We start from the raw sequence: 13,780 nt of genomic DNA on the forward strand, positions 1-13,780 counted from the left end.
TCTAATTTGAGGTCAGCGTTATAGCAGCGCGCGCCTCAGGCTCAAGCCGGGGACGCAAGCCCAGCAAGGGCGCGACACGACCAATCAATTCGGCCGCCACGGGCACCGCTGTCCAGCCCGCCGTGCGGCGCTTTTCGCCGTAGGCTACGATGGAAGGTTCATCCAACGTGACGATCAGAACGTATTTGGGATCATAGGCCGGAAAGATCGTCGCGAACGTCGCGATGACCTTGTCGTCATAGTAACCGCCGCGTGGCTTCGGCTTGTCGGCTGTACCGGTTTTACCGGCGACGTCATACCCCGCCACGTCCCCAAAACTGGCCGTCCCGTCCGTGACCACCTTGCGCAACATCTTTTGCGCCTGAAGCGCGGCACCATGTGACAGCACGCGGGGACCATACTGAGGGCCGTTCTTACGCAACACCGTTGGACTGACGTAGTGCCCGCCATTGGCGATCGCCGCGTAACCGGCTGCCAGATGCATTGGGCTGGTCGACAGCCCATGACCATAGGAAATGGTAACGGTACTCAGCTCGCCCCACTTCTTGGGCTTGAGGGGCTCGCCACCCGCGGCTTCGACAATCTCAAACGGTGTGGGTTCGAACATACCAAGCGCGCGTAAGAATTCCTGTTGACGCTGCGCGCCGATCTGCAGCGCCAGCCGCCCGGTCCCCCGGTTCGAACTGTGGACAATCACGTCCGCGACGCTGATCTTGCCATAGTTCTTGCCGTTGAACTCACCAATTGGAAAGCGTCCGATCCGCATAGGCCCAGACGTGTCGATGATTGTCTCAGAGTTCACCAGCCCCAGTTGCACCGCCTGCGCGGCCGTGAAAATCTTGAAAACTGATCCCAGCTCGTACACGCCCTGCACATAGCGGTTGAACAAGGGGCTGTCAGACGGATCAAACCCCGAGGTCGGCGGGCGCGGACGGTCGTTTGGGTCAAATGACGGCAACGACGCCGCCGATATCACTTCGCCCGTATGCGCGTTCATCAAAACGGCCGAGGCACCCTTGGCGTTCATGATATTCATACCGCCGTACAAGACCTGCTCGACCGCGGCCTGAATGGTCAGGTCCAGCGACAGTTGCAGCGGCTTGTTGCCGTTCGCCGGGTTGCGCAGATAGTCGTCGAACTGTTTCTCGACCCCGGCAACACCAATCACCTCGGCTGCGCTGACGCCTTCACGCCCGAAACCCGAGCCGCCCAGAATATGGGCAGCCAGCTTGCCGTTGGGATACAGCCGCATCTCACGCGGGCCGAACAGGATGCCGGGGTCACCAATGTCGTGAACGGCCTGCTTCTGTTCCGGCGAGATACGTTTTTTGATCCACAGGAACTTGCGGTCGCCGGTGAAATCCTTGACCAGACGTTCTTTTTCTAGATCAGGGAAAATCGCGACCAACTGATCTGCAGCAGCCACCGGGTCGATCATCAGGGGAGGTTGGGCATAGACTGAATAGGTATCCAGATTGGTTGCCAGAATACGCCCCTCGCGGTCGACGATATTGGCCCGCTGCATGGCGATCGCGGCACCAGGGGCGCTGGCCAGCGGCTCTTGCGCCTCGGATGTTGCCAGCATCCCCATGCGAAACCCAACCACTGCAAAGGCACAGAAGAAGAACAGGCCAAGCACCAGAAGTCGCCCTTCCGCACGGGCGCGGGCGTGGTCCTTCATGTCTTCGTGGCGCTTCCTGATGTTTTCACGCTCGATGGCCTTGGGGTTTTCCCCGCGCGCGCGCGCGTCCAGGACACGGGCCAAAGGTCGGAGGGGCGTGCGCGTCATGGAATCTGCACCTCGCCCAAAGCCTGAATGTTGGTCAGCGACTGCAGCTCAATCGGGTCTACGATCGGCAAGTCGGGGTCTTCTGCATATGCAATCTGGTCGGCGCGCCCGAACTGCTCGGCACGCAGGGGAAGCAAACCCAGACGTTCAAAATTCAGATCAGCCAGTTCGCGCAGACGATCGGGGCGATTAAGATACGCCCATTCCGCGTTCAAAACCGCAAGCCGGACCTGAGCCACGCCAATCTCGCGCTGTAACTTCTGCGTTTCCTTAACGACCTGCTGGGTACGGTAGTTCTCTTGATACGCCCAAAGCGCCAATCCGAACACGGCCAAGGCAGTCAACGCATACAAAACACTTTTCATTTTGCCCTTCCCCCAAGTTGCGGCATCCCAATGGCGCGGGCATCAATTTCCCCCGCCGGTGCCTCGGTCCGCACAGCGACACGCAGCTTAGCCGAGCGCGCGCGCGGATTTTCCTGTAATTCCTGTTCATCCGGTCCAACAGCCTTGCGCGTCTTAAGCGTAAACTGCGGCTGGTCCTGCTCCACCTCAGGCGCATAGCGGTTTGCACGCCCGGTCTTGCCAGCACGCGACTGAAAGAACCGTTTGACCATGCGGTCCTCAATAGAATGGAATGTCACAACGGCCAGTTGCCCGCCCGGCTTCAAAGCACGCTCCGCAGCCATAAGGCCTTGGAACAGCTCTTCATATTCCGCGTTCACCGCGATCCGCAGACCCTGAAAGCTGCGTGTAGCTGGATGCGATTGACCCGGTTTCGGACGCGGGAGGCAGGATTCGATAATCTCAGCCAGTCGCAGTGTTGTGGTAATCGGCGCCTCGGCCCGCGCCTTCACAATCGCCTTGGCAATCCGGCGGCTAGCACGTTCCTCGCCAAAATGGAAAAGGATGTCGGCCAGTTGCGCCTCGGTCGCCGAATTGACCAGATCGGCGGCACTCTCACCTTCCTGACTCATCCGCATATCCAACGGACCGTCCTTCATGAAGGAAAAGCCACGCTCGGCCTGATCCAACTGCATGGACGAGACCCCAAGGTCCAGCACCACCCCATCCAGACCCTGCGCGTATTCATCCATGCGAGAGAACACACCCTGCTGCATCACCAGTCGGTCACCGTATTCGCCGACCCAATCAGCGGCCATCTCAAAGGCCAGCGGATCACGGTCCACACCGATAACCTTCTCGGCCCCAGCTTCCAGCAAGCCGCGCGTGTACCCTCCCGCTCCAAAGGTGCCGTCGAGCCAGATGCCCGAGACAGGCGCCACGGTCGCAAGTAACGGGCGCAGAAGGACAGGGATGTGAGGTTTGTCGGAAGGGGTCTCAGCGCCGGCCATGCCGTTACGCATCCCCGGTGCCGTCTAGGAACTCCAGAGGGTCAAAGTCCCCCGGCTGTTCGTCCAACCATTCTTCGGCCGAAGCCAGTTCTTCCGCTTCATATGTTTCGGGCTTCCAAATCTGGAACGTATCCCCGGCGGCAATAAAGAACGCTTCGCCCTCAAGTCCGATCTTGTTGCGCAGCTTGGCCGGCAACACCAGCCGACCGGTCTCATCCACCGTGGTCGGGAAAGACTGACCATGAAACATGCGTTGCAACAGTTTCCGCTGCATCGAACCGCGCGGCAGCGCGTCGATCTTGTCATCAACCTCGTCGATTGCCCGCATCGTATAGCATTCAAGAAACTTCCGGCGGTGATCGCCGTAGACAATTACAAGTTCTGGATTATCGCCGGGCTGCCAATTGGGGTCGCAGGATTCAAGCACACGGCGAAAAGAGGCCGGGATCGAGACCCTGCCCTTCGTGTCCACCTTATGGTGGCTTTCACCTCTAAACCTGCGCGCCAAGACGACTGTCCCTTTCGCTTGCGCCCCACCTAAAATTCACGTTCCCCCGGATGAAAAACGGCGGGTTGATCTGCTGCCACTGATCAACCCGCCGCATTGACCCGCTGAGCGGGAAGTCCAGCTGCGCGCGCCACCTGGGGGGATGTCTGCTCGCCCGCGCGCCGGATCTCTTGAGTGATGAAAGCGAGATGCCTGTATGAAACCTGAATTTTTTTGGTTCGGGGTCGTTTGGTGCCCCATGTGCCTCGTCCTCATCGGATGAATAAGGGATGACATGGGAATTCATGGAAATCAACAGAAAAAATCACCATCGCAACGCGGAAGAACCATCCTAATAAGGTCACAGCTAAAAGAAAAGATCACTTATTGCACTACAATTTGACTACTAGCGTAGGCAGAACACCACATATAGACAAAGTTGCACCAACCCAATCTATCCCACGATTTCCCAAAAAATTTTCACTTTAGGTGATTCTTGGCCCAGTCACACAGCAACGCCACACAAAATCAGTCGAATCACCCAGCCTCAGACACGGCTACTCCACCCGAATTCAACTGCAGCCCAAAGCGCGGCCCATGAATTCCCATAACCCTGATTTTCGCCCAACCCGCGCCTCAAGTCTCAACACGGGATTTACAATTTGCACAAATTTCGGAATATGCCGCCCAATCAAGGGGCAAACCCAAGCGCCCTGAAATCGCGCCAAGGCTATGCCCCTCATGCGCAAGCGGCCAAAAGTCATATTTTAAAGGCACTTTCACCGCCAGGTTTACAACTTGTTGATATCCATGCGTTTGCTGCATAGCAGCAATGATCACGTTGGCTATTGTGCAGGCGCAGCATTTGCCTATTTTTGTAATCAAGCAAGCGCTGGAACACTCCGGCGACAACATACAAACCGGGTTACGCACATGGCTGTAGCAACACATCATACTGCGCTGAAGAACGCGCCCGCAACCGGCTTGGCTTCGCTGATCGAGGTCGCGAAAGCCCGGTACGCACGTCACCGCGTCTATCGCCAGACCGTAAATGAACTGTCTGAACTTTCGAACCGCGAACTGGCTGATCTGGGCCTGCACCGTTCGATGATCCGCCGGCTGGCACTTCAGGCCGCAGAAGAATTCGCCGCGCGTTAATCGCGGCACGACATAACCGAGATCAGGTCCTTCCTCCTCCCTTTAGGACCTGTATTACAGCAGCGGCATCTCTCCTCCTCCCTGATGCCGCTGCACCAAATACCGGCCCAACCTGCCGGAAACCGACACACCGGGTACTCCTCCTCCCTTTCCCGGTGTTGAAAGCGCGCGGCGACGTCTCTCCTCCTCCCTGACGTCGCCGCGTCTTACAGATACCGGGGTCAGACCCGGAGACGGATACATCGGGGCTCTCCTCCTCCCTGCCCTGATGTTGAAAGAGCGCGACGACACCTCTCCTCCTCCCTGGTGTCGTCGCGACTTACACATACCGGGATCAAACCCGGGTTCGGATACATCGGGACTCTCCTCCTCCCTGTCTCGATGTTGCAAAGAACGGCGGTTTCCTCTCCTCCTCCCTGGAAACCGCCGTTTTTCTTTGCCCAAAAACAAAAAAGGGGACGCAAACGCCCCCTGCTTCTTCTGTTCAAAATACTTCGGAGCGCGAGGCAGAGCCTCGCAATAACTCAGAACGGCACGTCATCCTTGGCAGATAAGAACCGCGAGACGACCTTCTTCACCCCGGCCTTGTCGAAATCGACTTCGACCTTGTCACCCTCAATTCCGATCACCGCGCCATAGCCGAACTTCTGGTGAAAAACCCGTTCACCCAAGGTAAAACTGGCCACCGCTGTCGCATCAATCACAGTGCTCCGGCTTTCGCGGGGCTGAGACGTCCCATATTGCCCCTGACGCGCCTGCATCCTTTTCCAACCCGGGGAATTATAGACATTCGCTTCGGCTGCCCGGCTTTCGATGCTGGCCGTTACCTGCCCGCCACCGTAAAGACCCGGAGGCGTCAGAACCTCCACGTGATCTTCAGGCAATTCGTCGATGAATCGCGAAGGCATGGAGTTCTGCCACTGCCCGAACACCCGCCGATTGGCGGCAAAGGAAATCGTGCAAACTTCTTCGGCGCGGGTAATTCCCACATACGCCAAGCGCCGCTCTTCCTCGAGCCCCTTGATCCCGGATTCGTCCATCGACCGCTGCGAAGGGAACAAGCCATCTTCCCAGCCCGGCAGGAATACGGCCGGAAACTCCAACCCCTTGGCCGCGTGCAGCGTCATGATTGAGACTTTGGCCCCGTCGCTGTCCTGCTCGTTATCCATAACCAGACTGACATGTTCCAAGAACCCTTGCAGATTCTCGAAATTGTCCAACTGGTTGACCAGTTCCTTGAGGTTTTCCAACCGCCCCGGAGCCTCGGGCGTTTTCTCATTCTGCCAATGGGCGGTGTAGCCGGATTCATCCAGAATGATCTGCGCCAACTCGATGTGCGAGACCTCGGGCTCGCCAAACCGCAGCGGCGCGCCGTCGTCGATGACTGAAACATCCTCAACCTCGATACGCGGCCCGCGCGTCATCGCGTTCCAGCGCGCCAACCCCTCGATTAACTCGCGCAGTGCCTTGCCACCTTTACCCTTGATCAACCCGTTATCAACCGCGATCCGTGCCCCGTCGACCAATGACACGCCATGCTCGCGCGCAGTCATCTGGATCGTCTGCTGCGCCTTGTCACCCAAACCGCGCTTGGGCGTATTCACGATCCGCTCGAACGCCAGATCATCTCCGGGGCTGACCACCAGCCGGAAATAGGCCATTGCATCGCGAATCTCCATCCGCTCATAGAACCGAGGGCCTCCGATCACCTTATAAGGCAACCCGATGGTCAGGAACCGATCCTCGAAGGCGCGCATCTGGTGCGAGGCGCGGACAAGGATGGCGATCTCGTCCAGAGTCATCGGACGAATCCCGCGCGTGCCGCCCTGCAAGGCGTCGATTTCCTCACCGATCCAGCGGGCCTCTTCCTCGCCGTCCCAATGGCCGATCAGATTGACCTTGTGGCCGTCCTCGGCATCCGTCCAAAGCTCCTTGCCCAGACGGTTTTCATTGCCACGAATGACATTCGAAGCCGCGGCCAGAATATGCGGGGTCGAGCGGTAATTCTGCTCCAGTCGCACCACAAATGCGCCGGGAAAATCCTTTTCGAACCGCAGGATGTTGCCCACCTCGGCCCCGCGCCAGCCATAGATCGACTGATCGTCATCGCCCACGCAGCAGATGTTCTTATGGGCCCCGGCCAGCAGCCGCAGCCACAGGTATTGGGCGACGTTGGTATCCTGATACTCGTCCACCAGAATGTACCGGAACCAGCGCTGGTATTGCTCAAGAACATCCGCGTGGGTCTGAAAAATCGTGACCATGTGCAGCAGCAGGTCACCGAAATCGACCGCGTTCAGCTCGCGTAGGCGGGTTTGGTATTGGGCATAAAGCGCAATACCTTTGTTGTTATACGCCCCCGCATCCGCAGCTGGCACTTTATCAGGCGTTAAAGCACGGTTCTTCCAATCGTCGATAATCCCCGCCAGCATCCGCGCAGGCCAGCGTTTGTCATCAATATTAGCGGCCTGGATCAGTTGTTTGAGTAACCGAAGCTGATCATCCGTATCCAGAATGGTGAAGTTCGATTTCAGATCGACCAGTTCCGCAAGACGGCGCAGCAGCTTGACGCAAATCGAGTGGAACGTCCCCAGCCACGGCATTCCCTCGGCAGGCTGCCCAAGCAGGCGGCCCACACGCTCTTTCATCTCGCGCGCGGCCTTGTTGGTGAAAGTGACCGACAAAATTTCGTTGGGTCGTGCGCGCCCAGTACTGAGCAGATGTGCAATCCGCGCCGTCAGCGCTTTGGTTTTACCTGTCCCGGCACCGGCCAACATCAGCACAGGACCATCCAACCGCTCGACAGCTTCACGCTGCGCTGGATTCAATTCGTCCAGATAAGGCATAGGCCGCGCGGCCATGGCCCGCGCAGACAGCGATGCGCCTTCGAAGGCGTCCATTTCGTCGAAACTGCTCATATCGTCAAACTACGCTGGTTATGTCGCGAGGGAAAGAGTTTGTTCACGCCTTGTTCACAAGACATTCTGCATTGATTTCACACCAATTCTACGCGGATTGGTATGGTGGCCCGACAGACCGTTGGCCTTCTTTCAACGCTTGTGTGCGATGTTTACCGTCGGATTTACGGGTGCCAGAAAGTGAAACCAAACGCGCCAAAAGGCTAATGTCCTTGCCGAATCGCGCCTTAGGTCTGATCAATCCGTATGGACCTACACAGCAGCTATCCCGGAATTGCCGACCTAAAACACCGCGCCAAACGCAGGATTCCGCATTTCGTGTGGGAGTATCTGGATAGCGGAACCGGGTCCGAGGCAACTTTGCAGCGCAACAGGGTCTCACTGGATCGCGTGGGCTTTTTGCCGTCGATCTTGCATGGCCCGTTGGAGTTTGACACACAGCGTCAATTTTTGGGTCAAACCTATCCATTGCCGTTTGGGGTCGCACCGATCGGCATGGCGGGGTTGATCTGGCCCGACGCCGAGGGGTTGTTGGCCCGGGCGGCAGCGACGGCTGGCCTTCCCTTTACCCTGTCAAACGTCGCCACGCAAAGCCCCGAGGATGTGGCCCCTCATCTGGGGCAGAATGCGTGGTTTCAGCTTTACCCGCCAAAAGACCCCGACATTCGCCGGGACTTGCTGGATCGGGTAAAGCAGGCAGGATTTTCGACACTGGTGATGACTGCTGATGTTCCGGTCGCCTCACGACGCGAACGCCAGACGCGGTCTGGCCTGACCAACCCACCTAAACTGACCCCGCGCCTTCTGATGCAGATTGCGCAGCGTCCGGCATGGGCCATGGCAATGGCACGTAGTGGCCCGCCAAGGATGCGGACACTGGACAAGTACACCGACAACTCCAGCAACCTGCCCCCGACGGCGCATGTCGGATATCTGCTTAGAACATCGCCGGATATGGAGTATGTGCACTGGCTGCGCGATGCATGGGATGGCAACCTAATCGTCAAAGGCGTGATGCGGGCCGAGGACGCAGGGCCCCTTAAGAAGGCCGGCGTTGACGCGATCTGGATTTCGAATCACGGGGGGCGGCAGTTTGATGGCGCACCATCCAGCATTGAGGCCCTGCCAGCGATCCGGGCGGCGACAGACCTTCCCCTTATCTTCGACAGCGGGGTTGAAAGCGGGCTGGACATACTACGTGCGCTGGCACTTGGGGCTGATTTTGTCATGCTGGGCCGTGGTTTCATGTATGGTTTGGCAGCATTGGGTCAGAATGGACCGGCGCATGTGATCGACATATTACGGCAGGATCTACAGGCGAATATGGGCCAACTGGGCGCCGAAAATCTGGAACAAATCCGACCCATCCTAACACTGGATTGATGCCGCAGCGCAGCACGTGTAATAAGATAGCGCTAACAGAAGGCGTTTGCGAGCGTTAACATGCCGGTTCTACCCAGAACGACTGATATACGTGCGCGTATTGTCCGCCTATCAACACGGCCAAAGAAGTAGGACCGGGAACTGACATGACCGACTTTAACAAGATCCTGATCGCCAATCGCGGCGAGATTGCCATTCGCGTGATGCGCGCGGCCAACGAGATGGGCAAACGCACCGTCGCTGTCTTCGCCGAAGAAGACAAGCTGGGCCTGCATCGCTTCAAAGCGGATGAGGCATATCGCATTGGCGAAGGGATGGGCCCGGTAGCGGCATACCTCAGCATTGATGAGATCATTCGCGTCGCCAAGGAATGCGGTGCTGACGCGATCCATCCCGGCTATGGCCTGTTGTCGGAAAACCCCGATTTTGTGGATGCCTGTGTGCAAAACGGTATCACCTTCATCGGCCCCAAGGCCGAAACAATGCGCGCCCTTGGTGACAAGGCCAGTGCACGGCGCGTTGCGATCGAGGCGGGCGTGCCGGTCATCCCGGCGACCGAGGTTCTTGGTGACGACATGGACGCGATCCGCGCCGAGGCCGCCGAGATCGGCTATCCTCTAATGCTGAAAGCATCTTGGGGCGGCGGCGGACGCGGGATGCGTCCCATCGAATCCGAGGATGAACTGGAAGAAAAAGTTCTGGAAGGCCGCCGCGAGGCCGAAGCCGCCTTTGGCAATGGCGAAGGTTATCTGGAAAAGATGATTACCCGCGCCCGTCATGTCGAAGTGCAGATTCTGGGCGATAAGCATGGTGAGATTTACCACCTCTATGAACGCGATTGTTCGGTGCAGCGCCGGAACCAGAAGGTCGTGGAGCGCGCCCCTGCCCCGTATCTGTCCAACGAACAGCGCGCGGAAATATGTGAACTGGGCCGCAAGATCTGCGCCCATGTGAACTACGAATGCGCGGGCACGGTCGAATTCCTGATGGATATGGAAACCGGAAAGTTCTACTTCATCGAGGTAAATCCCCGCGTACAGGTCGAACACACCGTCACCGAGGAAGTCACCGGTATCGACATCGTGCAGGCGCAAATCCTGATCGCCGAGGGGAAAACTCTGGCCGAGGCCACCGGAGCAGCCAGCCAGTCGGATGTGCATCTGAACGGCCACGCGCTGCAGACCCGCGTCACCACCGAGGACCCGCAGAACAACTTCATCCCCGATTATGGCCGCATCACTGCTTATCGCTCGGCCACTGGGATGGGCATCCGTCTGGATGGCGGCACGGCCTATGCAGGTGGGGTGATCACGCGGTATTATGACTCGTTGCTGACCAAGGTGACAGCCAAGGCCCCCACACCGCAGGCCGCAATAGCGCGGATGGACCGGGCCCTGCGTGAATTCCGTATTCGCGGCGTCAGCACAAATATCGACTTTGTCATCAATTTGCTGAAACACCCGACCTTCCTGTCGAATGAATACACCACCAAATTCATCGACACGACACCTGACCTGTTCAGTTTTCAGCGCCGCCGCGACCGGGGCACCAAGGTTCTGACCTATATCGCGGACATCACCGTGAACGGGCATCCTGAAACCAAAGACCGGCCCGAACCCCGCGCCGACCTGAAAGAGGCCAAGCCCCCCGCACTGAAGGCCGAGCCGCAGATGGGCACGCGTAACCTGCTGGAACAAAAAGGTCCGCACGCCGTGGCCGACTGGATGAAGGCCCAGCGGCAGTTGCTGATCACCGACACGACCATGCGCGACGGGCATCAGTCGCTGTTGGCGACCCGGATGCGGTCAATCGACATGATCAAGGTCGCTCCGACTTATGCGGCGAACCTGCCGCAACTGTTCAGCGTTGAATGCTGGGGCGGTGCGACCTTTGATGTGGCTTATCGGTTCCTTCAGGAATGCCCATGGCAACGACTGCGCGACCTGCGCGAGGCGATGCCGAACTTGATGACCCAGATGCTGCTGCGTGGCGCGAACGGGGTTGGGTACACCAACTATCCCGACAATGTGGTGCAGGAATTCGTCCGGCAAGCATCGCAGAATATCGACGTGTTCCGCGTGTTCGACTCGCTCAACTGGGTCGAGAATATGCGGGTGGCCATGGATGCGGTCGTCGAGAACGGCAAAATCTGTGAAGGCACCGTTTGCTATACCGGCGATATTCTGGACCGCGATCGCGCCAAGTACGACCTGAAATACTATGTCGGCATGGCGAAAGAGCTGCGCGACGCGGGCGCGCATGTCCTGGGCCTGAAGGATATGGCGGGGCTGATGAAACCGGCCTCGGCCAGGATCCTGATCCGCGCGCTGAAAGAAGAGGTTGGCCTGCCGATCCATTTCCACACGCACGACACTGCAGGCATTGCCAGCGCCACCATTCTGGCGGCGTCCGAGGCGGGCGTAGACGCGGTGGATTGCGCCATGGACAGTTTCAGCGGCAACACCTCTCAGGCGACGTTAGGCACCGTGGTCGAGGCCCTGCGCCACACGGATCGCGACACCGGGCTGGACATCAAGGCGATCCGCGAGATCAGCGATTACTTCGAGGCCGTGCGCGGCCAGTACGCGGCCTTCGAATCCGGCCTTCAGGCTCCTGCGTCTGAAGTGTATCTGCACGAAATGCCCGGCGGTCAGTTTACCAACCTCAAGGCACAAGCGCGGTCATTGGGGCTGGAGGAGCGCTGGCACGAGGTTGCACAGATGTATGCGGATGTGAACCAGATGTTCGGCGACATCGTGAAAGTGACGCCCTCATCCAAGGTGGTGGGTGACATGGCGCTGATGATGGTCAGCCAGGGCCTGACACGCGCCGACGTGGAAAGCGCGGATACGGATGTGGCCTTCCCCGACTCGGTCGTCGATATGATGCGCGGCAATCTGGGTCAGCCTCCGGGCGGGTTCCCCGACACGATCATCAAAAAGGTGTTGAAGGACGAAGCCCCCAACACCGAACGCCCCGGCAAGGACGTGCCCGCCGTCGATCTTGAGGCCACCCGCGCCGAGTTATCCAAACAGTTGGAAGGCAAAGAGGTCGATGATGAGGATCTGAACGGGTACCTGATGTATCCCAAGGTGTTCCTCGACTATATGGGCCGCCACCGGGTCTATGGTCCGGTCCGAACCCTTCCCACACGCACCTTTTTCTATGGCATGGACCCCGGCGAAGAGATCACGGCCGAAATCGACCCCGGCAAGACGCTGGAAATCCGCTGTCAGGCGATCGGTGAGACTGACGAGAATGGCGAGGTCAAAGTCTTCTTCGAACTCAACGGTCAGCCCCGTGTGATCCGGGTTCCTAACCGTCTGGTGACGTCATCCACACAGGCCCGACCCAAGGCCGAGGCCGGCAATCCCAACCATATCGGTGCGCCAATGCCGGGGGTTGTTGCGACCGTGGCCGTATCCGCCGGTCAAGAGGTCAAAGAAGGTGACCTACTGTTAACCATCGAAGCCATGAAGATGGAAACCGGCATCCATGCCGAACGTGACGCGGTGGTCAAGGCCACTCATGTCCAGCCCGGTGGCCAGATTGACGCAAAGGACCTGCTGGTCGAACTGGAGTGAACGCTCTAGTTTCATGATCAAGTGACGGGCCGCTCGGACAACCGGGCGGCCTTTTTCGTAAGCTAAGGAAGGAAACCATGTTGTCCATTACACCGATCTACGCCGCTTTGCTGGCAATCGTTTATGTCTTTCTCAGCGGATGGGTCATCAATACGCGCCGGACACAGAAGATTTCCTACGGCGACTCTGGTGACGACAGTATGCTCAAGTCCATCCGCACGCATTCCAACTTTGCGGAATACGCGCCGTTTGCCTTGTTGCTGATCGCGATGGTCGAGCTTCAGGGTGCCGGGGCCGTATTGGTGAACATTCTGGGCCTTGGCCTACTGACGGGCAGGGTGTTCCACGCCTATGGGTTCGGCAAAACCCCGCAGATCGTCATTCTGCGTCAGATGGGCATGATTCTGACATTCGCTGTTTTGCTGATTGCTGCTGTCGCCAACCTTGTTCTAGCGCTTTGAGTTGTTCTCGGGCTGAAACGCCGAAAGGCGTTCAGCCTGTCAGAGGTTTGGACACTATCGTATGGGCTGACCTCCAGACCTGAGTTGGCTCGGCACTCTGTTCTGCAGGAATATGCGATAAGATCGCGGCAATTGTCATCAAAATGGCCAATGCCGTGATTTTATATCTTTCTTTGGGTTTCACCTGTCACCTCCGTCGTTTTTTACAACTCTCTGAACCTTCAACGCATTCACAGAAGAGTTCCGTCGCCGAAAAAGAAATTTTCCAAGAGATGCGTTTTTCCGCTTGCAGCCCCGCTTGGGAATTTATACATCCCTCCTCACTCAACGGCGCGGGCGTAGCTCAGGGGTAGAGCATAACCTTGCCAAGGTTAGGGTCGGGCGTTCGAATCGCCTCGCCCGCTCCATTGAGAGGTCTTTAGGACCGACACATATGTATCTGATGCGGGCGTAGCTCAGGGGTAGAGCATAACCTTGCCAAGGTTAGGGTCGGGCGTTCGAATCGCCTCGCCCGCTCCATTGAGAGGTCTTTAGGACCGACACATATGTATCTGATGCGGGCGTAGCTCAGGGGTAGAGCATAACCTTGCCAAGGTTAGGGTCGGGCGTTCGAATCGCCTCGCCCGCTCCAGATACGATTGTTTCC

Annotated in this window: 9 protein-coding genes and 3 tRNA genes; 7 read left to right on the forward strand and 5 right to left on the reverse strand. The window is 58.1% G+C overall.

Translation table 11 applies throughout. The features are described from left to right. Position 1: 1 nt before the first annotated feature. Genes RUESEDTHA_RS02315 through mraZ form a run of 4 tightly spaced genes read right to left on the reverse strand, consistent with a single transcriptional unit; the run spans position 2 to position 3,651 of the window. Positions 2–1,789: a penicillin-binding protein 2 gene (locus RUESEDTHA_RS02315; protein ID WP_180884009.1), complete on the reverse strand. Its 1,788-nt coding sequence runs from the start codon at positions 1,787–1,789 to the stop codon at positions 2–4. After that, positions 1,786–2,154 (reverse strand): cell division protein FtsL, encoded by a 369-nt coding sequence (locus RUESEDTHA_RS02320; protein ID WP_180884011.1) that lies wholly within the window; start codon positions 2,152–2,154, stop codon positions 1,786–1,788. Before RUESEDTHA_RS02320 ends, RUESEDTHA_RS02315 begins: the two co-directional genes overlap by 4 nt. Continuing rightward, positions 2,151–3,143, reverse strand: coding sequence for a 16S rRNA (cytosine(1402)-N(4))-methyltransferase RsmH (gene rsmH / locus RUESEDTHA_RS02325; RefSeq protein ID WP_180884013.1), 993 nt, complete (start codon positions 3,141–3,143; stop codon positions 2,151–2,153). The genes RUESEDTHA_RS02320 and rsmH overlap by 4 nt, the downstream gene beginning before the upstream one ends. A gap of 4 nt (positions 3,144–3,147) precedes the next feature. Continuing rightward, positions 3,148–3,651: a division/cell wall cluster transcriptional repressor MraZ gene (gene mraZ, locus RUESEDTHA_RS02330; protein ID WP_180884015.1), complete on the reverse strand. Its 504-nt coding sequence runs from the start codon at positions 3,649–3,651 to the stop codon at positions 3,148–3,150. Positions 3,652–4,563: 912 nt separating this feature from the next. On the opposite strand from mraZ, the gene RUESEDTHA_RS02335 reads away from it, so the two are divergent. Further along, positions 4,564–4,788, forward strand: a complete 225-nt coding sequence (locus RUESEDTHA_RS02335; protein ID WP_180884017.1) for a DUF1127 domain-containing protein — start codon at positions 4,564–4,566, stop codon at positions 4,786–4,788. Between the two features lie 524 nt (positions 4,789–5,312). Here the strand turns inward: RUESEDTHA_RS02335 and RUESEDTHA_RS02340 are convergent. Continuing rightward, positions 5,313–7,706, reverse strand: coding sequence for an ATP-dependent helicase (locus RUESEDTHA_RS02340; RefSeq protein WP_180884019.1), 2,394 nt, complete (start codon positions 7,704–7,706; stop codon positions 5,313–5,315). Between the two features lie 246 nt (positions 7,707–7,952). Here RUESEDTHA_RS02340 and RUESEDTHA_RS02345 point away from each other — a divergent pair, with 246 nt between their 5' ends. From RUESEDTHA_RS02345 to RUESEDTHA_RS02370, 6 genes are all read left to right on the forward strand, one after another. Continuing rightward, positions 7,953–9,089, forward strand: a complete 1,137-nt coding sequence (locus RUESEDTHA_RS02345; RefSeq protein WP_180884021.1) for an alpha-hydroxy acid oxidase — start codon at positions 7,953–7,955, stop codon at positions 9,087–9,089. Between the two features lie 146 nt (positions 9,090–9,235). Beyond that, on the forward strand, positions 9,236–12,673 hold the full coding sequence (locus RUESEDTHA_RS02350) for a pyruvate carboxylase (protein ID WP_180884022.1): 3,438 nt from the start codon (positions 9,236–9,238) through the stop codon (positions 12,671–12,673). A 77-nt stretch (positions 12,674–12,750) separates the two neighbouring features. Then, positions 12,751–13,134: an MAPEG family protein gene (locus RUESEDTHA_RS02355; RefSeq protein WP_180884024.1), complete on the forward strand. Its 384-nt coding sequence runs from the start codon at positions 12,751–12,753 to the stop codon at positions 13,132–13,134. A gap of 332 nt (positions 13,135–13,466) precedes the next feature. Continuing rightward, positions 13,467–13,541, forward strand: a tRNA-Gly gene (locus RUESEDTHA_RS02360). Positions 13,542–13,578: 37 nt separating this feature from the next. Further along, positions 13,579–13,653: transfer RNA gene (locus RUESEDTHA_RS02365), tRNA-Gly, on the forward strand. A gap of 37 nt (positions 13,654–13,690) precedes the next feature. Beyond that, positions 13,691–13,765 (forward strand) — tRNA-Gly (locus RUESEDTHA_RS02370). The last annotated feature ends 15 nt before the right edge of the window (positions 13,766–13,780 follow it).

Source organism: Ruegeria sp. THAF57 (assembly GCF_903914075.1).
In the GTDB taxonomy this organism is placed as follows: domain Bacteria; phylum Pseudomonadota; class Alphaproteobacteria; order Rhodobacterales; family Rhodobacteraceae; genus Ruegeria.